This is a genomic window from Kribbella sp. C-35 (assembly GCF_046549195.1).
Taxonomy (GTDB): domain Bacteria; phylum Actinomycetota; class Actinomycetes; order Propionibacteriales; family Kribbellaceae; genus Kribbella.
Window position 1 is genome coordinate 1,161,649 of sequence record NZ_JAJPWG010000003.1, and the last position, 15,323, is coordinate 1,176,971.

A 15,323-nucleotide genomic window follows, 5' to 3' on the forward strand; every position below is an offset into this window, starting at 1 on the left:
GAAGGCACCATGCGAAGGCTGATAGCGGTTCTGACTCTGGGGAGCACAGTGCTGCTCGGCGCGACCGCGTGCGACTCGGCCGACGCCGACCACCCGAGCGATTCCTTCACCACCCCGGCCGACGGGTCGGTCCGGGTCTCCCAGGGGACCGTGACGTCCGGGCCGGCAGGCGTCGAGGTGGGTGTGGGCGGAGTGCTGAAGGACCCCGACCGGGCGATGCTGTCGGTGCTGAAGAGCGGAGCGGAGTCCGTGCAGCTCACGCTCGCGGTGGGAGATCACGGCACTGCGTTCGGCCACACGGTGGCCGTGTCGGCGATCGAGTTCGGCGACCACGACTATGTCTGGCTGAAGATCTCGCCGAGCTGAGCTCACCGGACGGCTCAGCTGGAGGTTGTGGTCAGGCGGGTGTGCTGCTCTTTGGCGAGGGTGGTGATGAGGGCGGTGTCCGGCGTGAGGTTGGTGCCTAGGGCGCCGGTCTCACGGATGGTGAGTTCTACGACGATCGGGCCTACGGCGAGGCTGGCTTCGGCTACGGCGATCGACTGATCGGTGCTGCCGTCGTACTCGACGCTGGCGTCGGAGAGCGCGTTCGGGATCGTGATCGGGTGATCGTGGACGTCCTGGTTCCACAGGCCCTTCTGCAGCGCCTGCGCCTTGGCGGCCGAGCCGGTCTTGAACAGCTGCACGGTGTAGCGCTTCTTCTTGTCGGGGCTGAGCCGGGTCGCCCGGTACCCCTCGACGAAGCTCGCGTTCAGCAGCAGCGCGCGGTCCAGCGCCGGGTCGGCGGACCAGGTGTTCAGGTACGCCGTCGCAGTGAACGGACCGGTGACGTTGCGCGGATCCGCGACGTACCCGCGGGGGAGCGCAACGAGGCCGGCGAGCAGGCTCTTCGCCGACTTGTCCGCCGTACCCGAGAGCGCGGAGTGCTTCGCCGCCGGGGTCTGGGCAGCACTCGCCGACGCGCCGTCCTCACTCCCACAGGCGGTCACACTCAGCAGCATTGCGCTCACTACAACGGCAACGCCTGACGCATTCCGTCTCACGGGTCCCTCTCCGTCCGGCCACTCGCCCCCCGAGTGCATCCGATGGTCGGCACCGATACCAACAGAACTTGGTGAACTTCAGGCGAACAACCTTGTCTTATTGAGACGTCGCCTGCGTGAGAAGCGTCTCGATCCGGGCGCGGGCGGCCTTCGGATGCATCGGTTCGCAGCCCGCGGCGACACAGCGGCGGACCACCTGCGGGTCGTCGCGGAGCAGCAGCAGGCCTCGGCGGAGCAGCGTCAGCGGGGGCTTGCGGTGCTCGCGGAGGTCCCGCTGGAACCGCCGGACGAACGTGACGACGCGGTGGTGGTACACGCAGATCGCGGTCGCCAGCAGGTCGCGATCACGGAGCGCTCCGGTGATCTGGTCGGCGAAGATGCCTTCAGCAACGATCAGCGGCGAATCGCCAGTAGTGACGGGGCGGTGACCGACAGTGCCGTCGGCCGCGATGTCGTAGATCGGGAGGTCGGCGGTTCCCGTCGTACACAACTGTTCCAGCGCCGCGACCGCGCGGTCGCCGTCCCAGGAGCGTGGGTCGTCCCAATCGACGATGCCGAGCGGCGACCGCGGCATCGCCTCGTCGTGGCCGTCCCGGTAGAAGTCGTCCAGCCGTACGACGGGCAGCCCGACCTGCTCCGCCAGGCGCGACTTCCCCGCCCCCGAAGGCCCCGCCAGCAGCACCACCCGTGAACGCACCGGCACATTCTCTTCCACTTCCTGCAGTAACGGCCAATCCCCACCTGCGATAGTCAGGTATGCCGAAGATGAAGCTGGGGGCCGCGTTCTACGGGCTGATCGCCGTCGTGGGGGTCGTCTCCGCGGTGGTGACATTTCGCGGATACGGCAGGTATGCCGGTGCCGACCAGTGGTACCTGATCGCGCGGGGGATGCTGTACCTGCTGATCGGGTTGATGTTCGCCGTCGGGGCGGTCACTCGGCGCGGGCTCATGTCCGGCGACGGGCCACGAATCTGCCGGAGCGGCTGGATCGTGGTGATCGCCCTGCTCTGTGCGGAGTTCGTGGTGTACGCGCTGGGCGACGACGGCTGGGGTACCTTCCCGAGCATCGCGACGGCCTTCATCCCGCCGTGGATCCAGCGGCTGCACGTGAAGTACTACGAGGGCCGGGAAGAGGCCGAGCGGGAGCTCAACCCAGAAGAGCCTGACGGAGTGCGGCGTCCGACTGTTTGAACCAGCGGTTGGTGCGGTCGGTGAGCTCTGCCTCGCCGGTGGTCCAGCGTTGGTGGAACCACGGGTGGCCGGCTTCGGAGCCCCGTCGCACGTAGTCCATGCACCAGATGTGGTTGTCGGCGGCGGCGTCGACCAGGCGAAGGCGGTCGGCGTCGGTCAGGCCGTAGGCGTTCGCGAAGCGGCGGAGGCGAGCGAGCGACTGCCCGCGCCGTACGTCGTGGATGTCCGCGTCCGGGCGCAATGGAGCCCACAGCCGTACTGCGGTGGCGACGTCCCACAGGGCCGACCCGGGTCCGGCGAGATCGAAGTCGATGAGTGCGACCGCGACACCGTCCCGGAACACCACGTTGTCGAGATTCGGATCGTTGTGGCTGATCAACCCGGTCACGTAACTGGCGGGCACCGGCTCGGCCCACTCGAGCCCGGCAGGCCGGAAGTCCGCAACCGCCTGGTGGTACGACCGCAGCAGCACCGCCACGCTGTCGAGCGCCTCGTCCGTCATCGACCAGGAGGGGTACGGCGCTGTCACGGTCTCCCCGGGCAGGTAGGAGAGCACCTCCCGCCCCTGCGAGTCCACCCCGAGGAGCGCCGGCGCGCCCTTGAATCCGACGCTTTCCAGGTGCTGCAGCAGCGCATGCGTCGCCGCACTACTGGCGCGCAGCGGCCGCCGGACGGTATCTCCGACCCGCACCACCAACCCGCGGTTCGCCGTACCCCCGACCAACTCGACCTCAGCAGCAGGCATCGCCGGTCAGTCTGACTGTTGCAGGAGGGCCTTCGCCAGGGGTGCGTGGGTAACGATCGCGTTCACCAGCCCGCTGCGTACGGCGGCCCGCACCGCCGCGACCTTCGCGAGTCCGTACGGGATCGCGATCACCTCGTCGATCTGGTCCATCTGGTCGGCGTTGATCGCGATCACCCGATCGGTGACCCGGCTCTGCACCGGTACGCCGTCCGCGTCCACGAAAACGCCCGAGATGTCCGCCACGACGCCGCGGCGCAGCAACTGTTCGCAGGCCTTCTCGTCCATCGCGTCGTACAGCGTCGACTGGCCGGCCGACCACGACCCGAGCCCGACGACCGCCTTCGTCACCGAGTCGAAATGGCTGATCGCCTCCGCGACCTCCGGCTGCTGCCGCAACGCGCGCGCCGTCGCGGCATCCGGCACCACGAGCGGCGCATAGAACAGGTACGCCGGTCCGCCCGACAGGCGCGCGGTGTGACGGACGAGCTCGACCGAGTTTGCCTCGACGTCCGGGCGGGTCAGCGCGCCGGTCAGCTGCACGACCGGCACCGGGGCGAGTGACGTCAGCTGCTCGGTCATCGCGGTCACCGCACGCGCCCACGCCAGCCCGAGCACGTCCTCGGGCGTGACGATCTCTGACAGCAGGTCAGCCGCTGCCTTCCCGAGTTGCGTGCGCAAGGCGGGCTCGTCGATCTCGGGGGTGTCCACGACGATCGCGCGGCGCAGACCGAGAGTCTCCTGCAGACGGGCGGAGAGGTCGAGATCGATGGCGCCGGGATGGCTGATCTCGATCCGCACCAGCCCACTGCTGCGCGCCTGGTCGAGCAATCGCGCGACTTTGAACCGGCTGAGCCGGAACTCGTCCGCGATCTCCACCTTCGACCGGCCGTCGACGTAGTACCGCCGCGCGATCGACGCCGTCAGCACCAGCTGTGCCGGCCCGAACGTCTCCATCAACGCCTCCCCGCTCATATGAGCACACGTGTCCCCAAGTGTTGCACAGACCCTTGACAGGTCAAGCCCCTTCCCGGTTCACTCTTGGTGTGAGCGGAGGCGTGCTCAAATGAGCGGAGGCAGAGGTGCTGACTAGGCGCAAACGCATCGGAGCGGTTGCTGTCGCATTCCTGGTGAGTGCGGTGAGTGGCTGTGCGGGCTGGGGAGGCGGTGGAGGCGGCGGCGGTGGTGACGACAGCATCAACGTGCTGATGGTGAACAACCCGCAGATGGTCGATCTGCAGAAGCTCACCGCCGACAACTTCACCAAGCAGACCGGCATCAAGGTGAACTTCACCGTGCTGCCGGAGAACGACGTCCGGGACAAGATCAGCCAGGAGTTCTCCAGCCAGGCCGGTCAGTACGACGTGGCGTCGGTGAGCAACTTCGAGATCCCGATCTATGCCAAGAGCAAGTGGATCGCACCGTTGTCGGACTACATCGACAAGGATCCGTCGTTCGACCAGGACGACGTCCTGAAGCCGATGACGCAGTCGATGACCGCGGACGACGGCAAGATCTACGGCGAACCGTTCTACGGCGAGTCGTCGTTCCTCATGTACCGCAAGGACATCCTGGCGGCCAAGGGCGTGACGATGCCGGCGAAGCCGACCTGGCAGGAGGTCGCGGACATCGCGGCCAAGGTGGACAACGCGCAGCCGGGGATGCGCGGTATCTGTCTGCGCGGCCAGCCGGGCTGGGGTCAGCTGTTCGCTCCGCTCACGACGGTGGTGAACACGTTCGGCGGCACCTGGTTCACGCAGGACTGGCAGGCGCAGGTCAACTCGCCGGAGTTCACCGAGGCGACCAAGTTCTACGTCGACCTGGTCCGTGCGCACGGTGAGGCGGGTGCGCCGCAGGCGGGCTTCACCGAGTGCCTGAACAACACCATCCAGAGCAACGTCGCGATGTGGTACGACGCCACGTCGGCGGCCGGTTCGCTCGAGGCGCCGAACTCGCCGGTCAAGGGCAAGATGGGCTACGCGCCCGCACCGGTCGTCAAGACCGACAGCTCCGGCTGGCTGTACGCGTGGGCGTGGGGCATCCAGGAAGCCTCGAAGAAGAAGGACAACGCTTGGAAGTTCATCTCCTGGGCGTCCGGCAAGGACTACGAGAAGCTCGTCGGCGAGAAGGTTGGCTGGTCCAACGTTCCGGCCGGTAAGCGGGCGTCGACGTACGAGCTCCCGGAGTACGTCAAGGAGGCGTCGGCGTTCGCGGAGCCGACCAAGAGCGCGATCGAGAACGCGGACCCGAAGGACCCGGGCACCCAGCCGCGGCCGGCGCCGGGTATCCAGTTCATCGACATCCCGGAGTTCCCGGACCTCGGGACCCAGGTCAGTCAGGACGTGAGTTCGGCGATCGCCGGACGGATGAGCGTCGACGAGGCACTGAAACGCGGGCAAGTGCTCGCCGACGACGTCGCCGAGCGATACCGCTCGCGGCAAGCGAAGTGAGGGGTGGGGTCATGTCTGTCGAAGCAAAACCTGACACCAAGACGCCCCGGCGCCGTCACGCGACGCCGCCGCCGGGTTCCGAAGGCACGTTGATGCGCAGGACCGGCGACTGGGCGCGGCGCGGTCCGCTGCTGCCCGCGCTGGTGTTCATGATCATCGTGACCCAGCTGCCGTTCGTGGTCACGATCGTCGTGTCCTTCATGGACTGGAACGCGTACTACCCCGACGAGCGCGGCTTCGCCGGGATCGACAACTTCCGCCGCGTGATCACCGACGCGAACACCCGGCACGCGATCTGGGTGACGATCCTGCTGACCGCGGGCGTCGTCCTCATCAGCCTGGTGCTCGGGCTGCTGATCGCCCTGCTGCTGGACCGGAAGTTCCGCGGCCGGGGCGTGGTCCGGACAATGATGATCACGCCGTTCCTGGTCGTGCCGGTGGCCGCGGCCCTGCTGTGGAAGCACGCGCTCTACAACCCGACGTACGGGCTGTTCAACGGCGTGCTGAAGTGGTTGTTCGGCGACAACGCGCCGCAGCCGGACTGGATCAGCAACCAGCCGTTGTGGTCGATCATCTTCGCGCTGGTCTGGCAGTGGACGCCGTTCATGATGCTGATCCTGCTGGCCGGTCTGCAGAGCCGTCCGCTGGACGTCATCGAGGCGGCCGGGATCGACGGCGCGAACCAGTGGGAGATCTTCCGCTACATGACGCTGCCGCACCTGCGCCAGTACCTGGAGCTGTCGGCGCTGCTCGGGTCGATCTACGTCGTACAGAACTTCGACGCGGTCTTCACGATCACGTCCGGCGGCCTCGGTACGGCGAACCTCCCGTACACGATCTACCAGACCTTCTACACCGCGCACGACTACGGCCGGGCGTCCGCGGCCGGTGTGATCGTGGTGATCGGCACGATCGCCATCGCCACCTTCGCGCTGCGCTCGGTGTCCACGCTGTTCCGAGAGGAGACGGGTCGATGAGCGGCCAGGTCACGATCGTGACGGGCAAGAAGAGCCGCGGTGGCGGGTTCTTCCTGGGCGGGCTGGCGTGGATCGTCGGGATCCTGTTCGTACTGCCGGTGCTGTGGATGCTGCTGACCTCGTTCCATACCGAGGAGGACGCGGCGAAGAACCCGCCCGACCTGGGCGCGCCGCTGACGCTGGACGGGTACAGGTCGTTCTTCGACACCGGCCCGTGGCCGTCGATCGCGAACTCGCTGACCGCGAGCATCCTGTCCACGGTGCTGGTCATCCTGCTCGCGTTCCCGGCGGCGTACGCGCTGTCGATCCGGCCGGTGAAGAAGTGGACGGACGTGCTGTTCTTCTTCCTGTCCACCAAGATGCTGCCCGTGGTCGCCGGCCTGCTGCCGATCTACCTGTTCGCGCAGTCGGTCGGGTTCCTGGACAACATCTGGCTGCTGATCATCCTGTACACCTCGATGAACCTGCCGATCGCGGTCTGGATGCTGCGCAGCTTCCTGTCCGAGGTGCCGGTGGAGATCCTCGAAGCGGCCTCGGTCGACGGGGCGAACCTGGTCCGCACGCTGCGCTCTGTGGTGGCGCCGATCGTCACGCCGGGGATCGCCTCGGCCGCGCTGATCTGCTTCATCTTCAGCTGGAACGAACTGCTGTTCGCCCGGGTGCTGACCGGCACCGTGGCGCAGACGGCTCCGGTGTTCTTGACTGGGTTCGTGACCAGCCAAGGATTGTTCCTCGCCAAAGTCTGTGCCGCGTCCATCGTGGTGTCGCTGCCGGTGCTGATCGCCGGGTTCGCGGCCCAGGACAAGCTCGTCCAGGGCCTGTCACTGGGGGCGGTCAAGTGACCGCACTGGACACCGCGTCGTTGGGTGCGCTCGGCAACGAGGTCGCCGTCCCGTCGTACGACCGTACGGCGGTGACGCCGGGGATCGTGCACTTCGGCGTCGGCGGGTTCCACCGGGCGCACCAGGCGATGTACCTGGACCGGCTGATGAACGAAGGCAAGGCGCTGGACTGGGGGATCGTCGGCGTCGGCGTGCTCCCGCACGACCGGCGGATGGCCGACGTCATGGCCGCCCAGGACACGTTGTACACGCTGGTGATCAAGTCTCCGGACGGGACGCTCGAGCCGCGGGTGATCGGGTCGATCGTCGACTACCTGTTCGCGCCGGACGATCCGAACGCCGTGCTGGCTCGGATGGTCGACCCGGCGACGCGGATCGTGTCCCTGACGATCACCGAGGGCGGGTACCACGTGAACCAGGTGACCGGGGAGCTCGACGCCTCGGATCCGGCGCTGGCCGCGGACCTCGAGCCGGGCGCGACGCCGGGGAGCGCGTTCGGCTTCATCGTCGAGGCGTTGCGTCGGCGGCGCGAGGCCGGCGTACCGCCGTTCACCGTGATGTCGTGCGACAACATCCCGGGCAACGGGCACGTCGCGCGGAAGATGCTGGCGTCGTTCGCGCGCCTGAAGGACCCGGAGCTCGCCGAGTTCCTGGAGAGCGAGGTGCGGTTCCCGAACTGCATGGTCGACCGGATCACGCCGGTCACCGCGGACGCCGACCGGGAGGCGCTGGCGTCGCGGTTCGGCGTGGACGACGGCTGGCCGGTGGTGTGCGAGCCGTTCACGCAGTGGGTGCTCGAGGACGACTTCGGCGGCGAGCGGCCGCCGTACGAGGAGGTCGGCGTCCAGATCGTCGAGGACGTCGAGCCGTACGAGTTCATGAAGCTGCGACTGCTGAACGCCTCGCATCAGGCGTTGTGCTACCTCGGGTACCTGGACGGGTACCGGTACGCGCACGAGGTCTGCCAGGACAAGTTGTACGTCGACTTCCTGCTCGGCTACATGGACCACGAAGGTACGCCGACGTTGCCGCCGGTGCCCGGGGTCGATCTGGACCGGTACAAGCACCAACTGATCGAGCGGTTCGCGAATCCCGAAGTACGGGACACGCTGGCGCGGCTGTGCGCGGAGAGCTCGGACCGGATCCCGAAGTGGCTGCTGCCGGTGGTGCGCGAGCAACTCGCGGCCGGGCGGGAGATCAAGCGGTCGGTGCTCGTGGTCGCGTCCTGGGCGCGGTACGCCGAGGGCGTCGACGAGCAGGGCCGGCCGATCGAGGTCGTCGACCGGCTCCGCGACAAGCTCGTCGAGCGGGCGCAGCACAACCGGGAGGACCCGCTGGTGTTCATCTCGGACCCGGACCTGTTCGGGGACCTGGCGTCGGACGAGCGCTTCGTCACGCCGTACAAGGCCGCCCTGAGGTCGCTCCACGAGATCGGCGCCCGCGCCACTCTCGAAGCCCTCTAGTCTGGACGCCATGACTGAGCTGAGGCTGGTTGCCGGGGTGGACTGCTCCACCCAGGCGACCAAAGTTCTGGTGTGCGACGCAGAGACCGGAGCGGTCGTTCGCGAGGGCCGGGCACCGCACCCGGATGCCACCCAGGTGGACCCGGCCGAGTGGTGGAAGGCCTGGGAGACCGCGTCCGACGGCCTGCTGGACGGCGTCCAGGCGGTCGCGATCGGCGGGCAGCAGCACGGGATGGTGCTGCTGGACGACTCTGGTGAGGTCGTCCACCCGGCCGTCCTCTGGAACGACACCAGTTCCGCCGACGCCACCACCGAACTAGTCGCCGAACTCGGCGGCGCCCAAGCCTGGGCAGAAGCAGTCGGCTCCGTCCCAGTCCCATCTTTCACAGTCACCAAGCTGCGCTGGCTAAGAGACGAAGCCGCCCGCGACGCCGGCGCGATGCGGCGGGAGGCGGTGCGTCGAGCGGCGGCCGTCGTGCTGCCGCACGACTGGATGACGCATCGGCTGGCTGCTGACCGTTCCGGGATCGATGGGATCACCACCGATCGTGGGGATGCGTCCGGGACCGGGTGGTGGTCGCCGGCGACCAATACCTATCGGACTGATCTGGTGGAGCTGGCCTTCGGTCGGCAACTTGCTCTGCCGCGCGTTGCGGGCCCGGCAGAGATCGTCGGGCAGACGGCGTTCGGTGCGGCGATCGCGGCCGGCACCGGCGACAACGCCGCGGCTGCGCTCGGACTCGACCTCCAGCCCGGCGACGTCGCGGTGTCGTTGGGCACCAGCGGTACGGCGTTCGCCCGCTCGACGCACCCGACCGCCGACCCGACCGGTCTGGTGGCCGGGTTCGCGGACGCCACCGGCGAATACCTGCCGCTCGTCTGCACGCTGAACGCGGCCCGCGTGATGTCCGCGACCGCGCAGATGCTCGGCCTGGAACTGTCCGCCTTCGACGAGGCCGCGATCACCTCACCGGGCAGCGACGGCCTGGTCCTGCTTCCGTTCCTGGACGGCGAACGTACGCCGGACCTCCCGCACTCGACCGGCCTGATCTATGGCCTGACCCGCGCGACCATGCAGCCCGCCACGATGGCCCGCGCCGCGGTCGAGGGCCTGCTCTGCGGTCTCGCCGACGCCGTCGACGCGCTCCGCGACCAGGGCCTGCCGGTCCACCGCGTCCTGCTCCTCGGCGGCGGCGCCCGCTCCCGCGCCGTACAGGCTCTCGCCCCGGCCCTCCTCGGTGCCGAGGTCGTCCTCCCCGAGCCGGCCGAGTACGTCGCCCTGGGCGCCGCCCGCCAAGCCGCCTGGGCCCTCTCCGGCGCCGCCACCCCGCCGACCTGGCAGGTCCCCGTCGGCAAACCCGAGCCCGCCATCACCGTCGACGCCGCCACCATCCGAGCCAACTACGAACAGGTCCTCACCAAGACCCGCCCTCTGCTGGCCGAGTCGTACAACCGGTAGGTGAGCAAGTCTCGGCCGCACCGCGGCAAGCACCGCGGCGACGACCGGATCGAAGCCGCCCTGAGCCTGGTCGCCGCGGTCGTGTTCGTCGGGATCCTGTACTTCGAGGTCCACGACCTGTACCTGCTGAAGCACCGCGGTGAAGTGGTCAGTGCGACCGTCCTGGACGAGTCCAACGGCAAGTCGTCGTCCATCACGGTCAGGTACCGCACGCTCGCCGGGGAAACGGTCACCGAGGACACCTCGAACTATGAGGACGCCGACCCAGGGGACACGATCCAGGTCGTGTACGACCCGAAGAAGCCGAGCCGGATGCAGGCCGCCGACTGGGGATTCGACTACTGGATCCCCGGCGTCATCCTCGGACTGATCGCCGCCGGGTTCCTCGCCTACGGCATCGTCGGCCTCTGGCCGTAACGCCTGCCTCTACCCTGGGTGGATGGTGTACTTCGGTGGGTTGCTCGGGGTGATCGGGCTGTTGACGTTGCTGTTCCGGGACGGTGACGTTGTCGGGCTGCCTGCCGTTGCTGTCGGGATCGGGTTGCTCGTGATCGGCGCCGGGGTCGGGGCGCTGGGTGTGGTGCGCCGGCGGGTGGTCCGGCGGCGGAAGATCGCCAACGGCGAGCCGGTGCCGGTCGGGAACGTGATCGAGCGCGCGCAGGCGCTGCCGCGGCTGCTGCGGGACGTACGCCGGGGCGCGTACGCCGACCTGCCGAAGAGCCGGACTTTCCTTTGGCTGCTGGCCCTCGTCTACCTGGTCTCGCCGATCGACATCCTCCCGGACCTGCTGCCGGTCATTGGCGTCACCGACGATGCGGGAGTCGTGGTCTGGCTGCTCACCAGCGTCTCGACCGCGGCAGGCCTGTATCTGCGGAAGGAGCGCGAGCAACTCCCGCACCAACCGCCGACCGGTCGGCGGGCTACGGACGGCGGCTGATCCAGTCGGCCACGTCGTCGGCCGCCTCCTCGGGATGCTCGTAGGCGAACAGCTGGAGAGGATCTCCGGGCATCTCACACGAGCCGATACGGTTGGCGGCGGCAACCAGTTGCTGGGCCGCCGCCAGTACCCGGGCCGCCTGCGACGCCGCCTCCACCGGATCGTGCAGCTCGACCGCCGCAGCAGCCAGGTCCGCGACCTCACAGGCCTGGTAGGCCATTGCCAGTTGCGCGGGCTTCATCCGAACGCCCGCACGAAGAACAGCCCGGTCATCAGGACAGCCGTGGTGAGGACCAGCCCGCGGAGCATCGTTGGCGGCAGTCGCCGGACGAGATGCGCCCCGCCGTACCCGCCGATCACCGCACCCGCGAGCAGGGCGACCAGGTGCGACGGCTGCGTGAGTACGTCGGCTGCGAACACGAAGATCACCGCCGCGGTCAGGTAGACCGCCGCCACCTGGATGACCCGCAGCGGGTTCCCGCGGGCCGGGTCGAGGGTGGTCGTCGCCGTCCAGAACGCGAGCATCATCAGCCCGACCGCGCCGCCGAAGTACCCGCCGTAGATCGCCAGCAGGAACTGCCCGGCCAGGATGACCGCCGGCCCCGGCCGTCCGAGCCGGAGTGCCGCCGTGAGCCGTTTGCCGAAGGCCAGCACGACGGTCGCGAACGCCAGCAACCACGGGACCGCCGCGTCGAAAGAGGCCGCGGGCAACAACAGCAGCAGGCCCGCTCCGATCGCTCCGCCGGTGATGCTGGCGAGGGTGAGCCGGGTCGGCGACGGCTGGGTGAGGCCTTCGAGCTCGCGGCGGTAGACCCACGCGCTGGTCGCGTTCCCGGGGAGCAGGGCGACGGTCGTGGTCGCGTTCGCGGTGACCGGCGGCATCCCGGCGGCGACCAGGGCGGCGAGTGCCACGAAACTCCCGCCACCGCCGACGGCATTCAGCGCGCCGGCTGCGACACCGGCCAGGAGGATCAGCAGCACCCTTCGAGGATCCGGGTTCGGCGCGTACTCCACAATGCGCGATCCCCGTAGCCAGCCTTAGCCTGAGCCGTAGGCTGGTCCCATGCGGTACGACCTCGACGACCTCCGGCTCTTCACCCACGTCGCTGCGGAAGGCTCGATCACCGGCGGCGCGCGCCTGATGCACCTCAGTCTGCCTTCGGCGAGTGCGCGGGTCAGAGCGCTCGAAGCGCAGGCCGGCGTACCCCTGCTGGTGCGCGAGCGCCGTGGTGTCCGGCTGACCCCGGCCGGCGCGACCCTGGCCCGCCACGCCCGCGAGGTCCTCGCCGAGACCACCCGTTTGGACAGCGCGGTCGCGTCGTACGCCGTGTCGCGATCAGCACCGATCCGCCTGGTCGCCGGCGGGTCCGCGATGCACCAGCTCGTCCCGGCCGCCCTCGCCACGTTCCTCCGCGACCATCCGGAGTACGACGTGAACGTGAGCGAGCGCCGTACGATCCGCAGTGTCCGTCTGCTCGCGGCCGGTGAGGCGGACCTCGGCGTGATCCTCGACGACGAGCCGACCCAGTTGCGGACCGAACCGCTGGCCGACGACTCGCTGGTCGTGATCGGCCAGGCCGGCGGTACCCTCTCCGGACGGGCCTCGATCGCGTACGCCGAGGTTGCCGAGCATCCCCTCGTCGGCCTCGTCCCGAACTCGCCGCTCAGTCAGTGGATGGACGATCGCCTCGGCCCGCACGCGCCGGCACCTCGGTACCGCACCGTCGTACCCACCCTGCATGCCCTGATCACCCTGGCCACCGCGGGAGCAGGGCTTGCGATCGTGCCCCGGCGAGCCGTCGACGCCAGCACGGCCGTCGAGATCTGTCCGCTCCAGGATTCCTGGTCCACCCGCCAGCACTTGCTCTGCTACGCCGCGAACGCGCCCGAGCCGGCCTACCTTCTCGCGACCCACCTGCACGCGGCTGCCGCCGGCTAGTCCGAGAGGCTCTGCTCGATGCCGTCCAGGAGATAGCCCAGCCCCTGCTCGAACCGCTCGGTGGCGGTGCGGTGCTCGGCGTCGTGCATTGCCTCGGAGATCATCGGATAGTCGCCGGTGGCGAACAGCGCGAGCAGGTGCGGCGCCATCGCGTGCTGCCATTCGCGCTCGTCGAGACCGGAGGCGCGTTCGGCGCGCCGCTCGCCGACCTCGGTCCGAACCGCGCCCCGCAGGTAGGTGGAGACGGCCTCGACCGTGCTCATGATCGAGTCGATCTCCTGCAGGCCGGCCGCGCGGAGCGCAGCCAGGGTGGCCTCGGCGTGGGTGACGGCCGCCGGGCCGAAGCGCGGCCGGCCGTCGAGCAGCTCGGCGAGCCACTCGTGCTCCAAGCCGGCTGTGCGGATCCCGTGCGCGTACGACCGGGCCACTTCGCGCCAGCCGGACCCGGACGGTGGCGGAATCTCGGCGTACACGGCGTCGACCATCAGGTCGAGGAGTTCGTCCTTGGTGCCGATGTAGCGGTAGAGCCGCATCGGGCCGGCGTCGAGCTCCGCCGCGACCTTGCGCAGCGAGACGGCCTCGAGGCCTTCGGCGTCGGCCAGCGTCACGGCGGCGCGGACGATCCGCTCCCGGCTCAGCGGGCTGGGGGCCCGCCGCTCGGGCGGCTCGGGCCGTTCCCAGATCGACGGAGTGTCTGCCACCTCTCGCACGATACATTGCCTCATTCGATACGGTGTATATTGACGATACAGTGTATCGAGAGGAGCTGATCATGATCGCGATCATCGGCGGCGGTCCCGGCGGGCTGACGCTCGCGCGGGTCCTGCACGTCCACGGCATCGACGCCGTCGTCTTCGAGCGGGACGCCTCCCGCCAGGCCCGGACCCAGGGCGGCATGCTCGACCTGCATGCCGACACGGGTCAGCTCGCGCTGCGTGCGGCCGGGCTCGAGAGCGAGTTCCTCGCCGCGGCCCGGCGCGAGGGGCAGGACCATCGGATGCTGGACCACACTGGCAAGCTGCTGCTCCAGCGGGACACCCCGGACAATGCGCCGATGGCCCGTCCGGAGATCGACCGCGCCGACCTGCGCGACCTGCTGGTCGACTCGCTCTCGGCCGGCGCGATCAGCTGGGGCCGCGCCTTCAGTCACGCCGAGCCGCGGTCCGCCGGCGGGTACGTCGTACATTTCGCCGACGGCAGTCTGGTGGAGGCCGACCTGCTCGTCGGCGCCGACGGCGCGAACTCCCGGGTGCGCCGGCTGCTGACCGACGCCGAACCCGAGTACGCCGGGACCATCGCGCTGCACAGCACCATCCACGACGCGGATCGAACCCAGCCCGAGCTCGCCGAGATGGTTGGCCGCGGCAACTTCTGGGTCTTCGGTCCCGACCTACGGCTGTCCGCCCAGCGGCACGGTGACGGCAGTATCGGAGTGAGCCTGTCGCAGCAGGGCCCGGAGGACCTCGTCGACGAACGCACGGACGTTGCCCGGCTGGTCGACGGCTGGGATCCCCGGTTCGCGCGGCTGCTGCGTGCCTGCGACGAGCCGTTCGTCGTGCGCAAGATCGCCGTACTGCCGATCGGCCTGACCTGGCCGCGCCGGTCCGGGATCACCCTGCTCGGCGATGCGGCGCATCTAATGCCACCGGTGGGCGAAGGCGCGAACGCGGCCATGCTGGACGCGGCCGAGCTCGCTCTCGCGATCGTCGCGCATCCGAGTGACCTGGACGCCGCAGTGGCGGCCTACGAGCCGGCGATGCTGGCTCGCAGCACCGAGGCGGCGAAGCTCTCCGCGAGGGCGCTGGAGATGATCTCCGGACCGGACGCCGGGGAGAAGGTACTGCGGTTCTTCCAACCGGATCCCGTCGACTAGCGTTTCGGGTATGAATCCGGACGAGGCGATTCCCCTGCAGGCGTTCGGCGCGTTGCTGCACAGCCAGAACCTCGACATGGTGTGCCGGGCGTTGAACATGTACCAGGTGGCCGCGGCGTACACGCAGGTGAGTGGCGGAAACCCGCTCGAGCCGATGGCCGACGAGGTGCGGCAGGTTGCGGTGGGGATCCTGGTGCGGCCGCCCGTCGACGCAGCAGAGGACGTCCCGGCCGGATTCGATCACCTGAGTGCGTTGAACGTGCTGACGACGCTGGCTGAACCGGAAGACGCCGAGCTGATCGCCGAGGTGCTGGAGAGCACGACGAACGACCAGATCCGCGCGGTCGCTTCGCTGGCAGCAGACACCGCACGCCGGAAGGCGACCGGAGCGTAGAGATAGCGTTGCA

General features: G+C 69.1%; 19 protein-coding genes. 12 read left to right on the forward strand and 7 right to left on the reverse strand.

Features of this window, described 5'->3' with window-relative positions:
- Positions 1 to 9: 9 nt before the first annotated feature.
- Positions 10 to 366, forward strand: a complete 357-nt coding sequence (locus ACLJOO_RS25490; RefSeq protein ID WP_410789880.1) for a hypothetical protein — start codon at positions 10 to 12, stop codon at positions 364 to 366.
- A gap of 14 nt (positions 367 to 380) precedes the next feature.
- Here the strand turns inward: ACLJOO_RS25490 and ACLJOO_RS25495 are convergent, their stop codons facing one another.
- Positions 381 to 1,001, reverse strand: coding sequence for a hypothetical protein (locus ACLJOO_RS25495; RefSeq protein WP_410789881.1), 621 nt, complete (start codon positions 999 to 1,001; stop codon positions 381 to 383).
- A gap of 139 nt (positions 1,002 to 1,140) precedes the next feature.
- On the reverse strand, positions 1,141 to 1,740 hold the full coding sequence (locus tag ACLJOO_RS25500; RefSeq protein ID WP_410789882.1) for a uridine kinase: 600 nt from the start codon (positions 1,738 to 1,740) through the stop codon (positions 1,141 to 1,143).
- 59 nt (positions 1,741 to 1,799) lie between these two features.
- On the opposite strand from ACLJOO_RS25500, the gene ACLJOO_RS25505 reads away from it, so the two are divergent.
- Positions 1,800 to 2,234: a hypothetical protein gene (locus ACLJOO_RS25505; RefSeq protein ID WP_410789883.1), complete on the forward strand. Its 435-nt coding sequence runs from the start codon at positions 1,800 to 1,802 to the stop codon at positions 2,232 to 2,234.
- Here ACLJOO_RS25505 and ACLJOO_RS25510 read toward each other — a convergent pair.
- Together ACLJOO_RS25510 and ACLJOO_RS25515 are read right to left on the reverse strand one after the other, a co-directional pair.
- Entirely contained in the window at positions 2,191 to 2,979 is a 789-nt protein-coding gene (locus ACLJOO_RS25510; RefSeq protein ID WP_410789884.1) for a phosphotransferase enzyme family protein, read from the reverse strand. The genes ACLJOO_RS25505 and ACLJOO_RS25510 overlap by 44 nt on opposite strands.
- A 6-nt stretch (positions 2,980 to 2,985) precedes the next feature.
- Entirely contained in the window at positions 2,986 to 3,933 is a 948-nt protein-coding gene (locus tag ACLJOO_RS25515; protein WP_410789885.1) for a sugar-binding transcriptional regulator, read from the reverse strand.
- Positions 3,934 to 4,115: 182 nt separating this feature from the next.
- Between ACLJOO_RS25515 and ACLJOO_RS25520 the strand changes: the two genes are divergently transcribed.
- The 7 genes from ACLJOO_RS25520 to ACLJOO_RS25550 are packed head-to-tail and all read left to right on the forward strand — an operon-like array spanning position 4,116 to position 11,104.
- Positions 4,116 to 5,426 carry an ABC transporter substrate-binding protein gene (locus ACLJOO_RS25520; protein WP_410789886.1) on the forward strand — a complete coding sequence of 437 codons (1,311 nt, stop codon included), beginning with the start codon at positions 4,116 to 4,118 and terminating at the stop codon, positions 5,424 to 5,426.
- Positions 5,427 to 5,437: 11 nt separating this feature from the next.
- Positions 5,438 to 6,403: a carbohydrate ABC transporter permease gene (locus tag ACLJOO_RS25525; RefSeq protein WP_410789887.1), complete on the forward strand. Its 966-nt coding sequence runs from the start codon at positions 5,438 to 5,440 to the stop codon at positions 6,401 to 6,403.
- Positions 6,400 to 7,245 carry a carbohydrate ABC transporter permease gene (locus tag ACLJOO_RS25530; protein WP_410789888.1) on the forward strand — a complete coding sequence of 282 codons (846 nt, stop codon included), beginning with the start codon at positions 6,400 to 6,402 and terminating at the stop codon, positions 7,243 to 7,245. The genes ACLJOO_RS25525 and ACLJOO_RS25530 overlap by 4 nt, the downstream gene beginning before the upstream one ends.
- The gene (locus ACLJOO_RS25535; RefSeq protein WP_410789889.1) at positions 7,242 to 8,708 is read left to right on the forward strand and encodes a mannitol dehydrogenase family protein; all 1,467 of its coding nucleotides are present in this window, start codon (positions 7,242 to 7,244) and stop codon (positions 8,706 to 8,708) included. Before ACLJOO_RS25530 ends, ACLJOO_RS25535 begins: the two co-directional genes overlap by 4 nt.
- A 10-nt stretch (positions 8,709 to 8,718) precedes the next feature.
- The gene (gene xylB / locus ACLJOO_RS25540; protein WP_410789890.1) at positions 8,719 to 10,167 is read left to right on the forward strand and encodes a xylulokinase; all 1,449 of its coding nucleotides are present in this window, start codon (positions 8,719 to 8,721) and stop codon (positions 10,165 to 10,167) included.
- Positions 10,168 to 10,584: a DUF3592 domain-containing protein gene (locus ACLJOO_RS25545; RefSeq protein WP_410789891.1), complete on the forward strand. Its 417-nt coding sequence runs from the start codon at positions 10,168 to 10,170 to the stop codon at positions 10,582 to 10,584.
- Between the two features lie 22 nt (positions 10,585 to 10,606).
- Positions 10,607 to 11,104: a YkvA family protein gene (locus ACLJOO_RS25550; protein ID WP_410789892.1), complete on the forward strand. Its 498-nt coding sequence runs from the start codon at positions 10,607 to 10,609 to the stop codon at positions 11,102 to 11,104.
- Here the strand turns inward: ACLJOO_RS25550 and ACLJOO_RS25555 are convergent.
- Together ACLJOO_RS25555 and ACLJOO_RS25560 are read right to left on the reverse strand one after the other, a co-directional pair.
- Complete coding sequence (locus ACLJOO_RS25555) at positions 11,088 to 11,345, reverse strand: hypothetical protein (protein ID WP_410789893.1); 258 nt, start codon at positions 11,343 to 11,345, stop codon at positions 11,088 to 11,090. The genes ACLJOO_RS25550 and ACLJOO_RS25555 overlap by 17 nt on opposite strands.
- The gene (locus tag ACLJOO_RS25560) at positions 11,342 to 12,085 is read right to left on the reverse strand and encodes a sulfite exporter TauE/SafE family protein (RefSeq protein ID WP_410789894.1); all 744 of its coding nucleotides are present in this window, start codon (positions 12,083 to 12,085) and stop codon (positions 11,342 to 11,344) included. Before ACLJOO_RS25560 ends, ACLJOO_RS25555 begins: the two co-directional genes overlap by 4 nt.
- 82 nt (positions 12,086 to 12,167) lie before the next feature.
- Between ACLJOO_RS25560 and ACLJOO_RS25565 the strand changes: the two genes are divergently transcribed.
- The gene (locus ACLJOO_RS25565) at positions 12,168 to 13,043 is read left to right on the forward strand and encodes a LysR family transcriptional regulator (protein ID WP_410789895.1); all 876 of its coding nucleotides are present in this window, start codon (positions 12,168 to 12,170) and stop codon (positions 13,041 to 13,043) included.
- Here the strand turns inward: ACLJOO_RS25565 and ACLJOO_RS25570 are convergent.
- Complete coding sequence (locus ACLJOO_RS25570) at positions 13,040 to 13,744, reverse strand: TetR/AcrR family transcriptional regulator (RefSeq protein WP_410789896.1); 705 nt, start codon at positions 13,742 to 13,744, stop codon at positions 13,040 to 13,042. The genes ACLJOO_RS25565 and ACLJOO_RS25570 overlap by 4 nt on opposite strands.
- A gap of 71 nt (positions 13,745 to 13,815) precedes the next feature.
- Between ACLJOO_RS25570 and ACLJOO_RS25575 the strand changes: the two genes are divergently transcribed.
- Positions 13,816 to 14,916, forward strand: coding sequence for an FAD-dependent oxidoreductase (locus ACLJOO_RS25575; RefSeq protein ID WP_410789897.1), 1,101 nt, complete (start codon positions 13,816 to 13,818; stop codon positions 14,914 to 14,916).
- Positions 14,917 to 14,926: 10 nt separating this feature from the next.
- Positions 14,927 to 15,310 (forward strand): hypothetical protein, encoded by a 384-nt coding sequence (locus ACLJOO_RS25580; protein WP_410789898.1) that lies wholly within the window; start codon positions 14,927 to 14,929, stop codon positions 15,308 to 15,310.
- The last annotated feature ends 13 nt before the right edge of the window (positions 15,311 to 15,323 follow it).